We start from the raw sequence: 634 nt of genomic DNA on the forward strand, positions 1-634 counted from the left end.
GCAGTCATCATTATTGCTTACTCTTTGTTACATTAAATGTGACAGATTGAGCAATGCGCTGCGCCGTAGCTGGCGGAATATCTCCGACCACAGAGATTTCATAATCACCATTAACAAAACTGTGTAAGGTTCTACGGCCTTGACGAACCAGTTGTCCTTTTAATGAATGCTCATCTTTGTTTGCTACGTAAACAGAGAAGTTGAACAAGCCATCAGAATACAACTGACTTTCTACCATTTGGTCTGTTGATGCCATACGGTAGCGGTTGAGATCGTTTGGATGAAAACCGTCTGGAGTCCAGCCCACAGTCCAATTGCTCGTGCCAATTTCACCTTTCGGCATGGTAAGCACAGCAGGAAGTTGAACGTCTTCAAGGCCGCTCATCAACTCTGCAATTTTAGGGTTTACTGTGTAAGAGATCGTGCGGTATTGCTCTAGCATCTCGCCATCACGATCGACAAGATCGGCGCGAAGTGGCAACTTGCTCTTTTCGTCAATCCAAAGGACATAGGAATAACGTAGTCCGTCTTTCGGCACAATACGTAATACCTGAGTTGGAACACCGGCTTCACGCGCACGCCCTACTTGAACGTAGTCGTAATACAGGTTTAGCTCGTCGATATTGGTGTTGAG

1 protein-coding gene is annotated in these 634 nt (G+C 45.9%); it reads right to left on the reverse strand.

What is annotated here, in order from left to right:
• Window positions 1–10 precede the first annotated feature (10 nt).
• Window positions 11–634 (reverse strand): MucB/RseB C-terminal domain-containing protein (locus tag R7O13_RS28175; RefSeq protein ID WP_318305360.1); only part of this gene is annotated, 624 nt, incomplete at its 5' end.

The sequence above is a fragment of the Vibrio sp. Y176 genome (assembly GCF_033438945.1).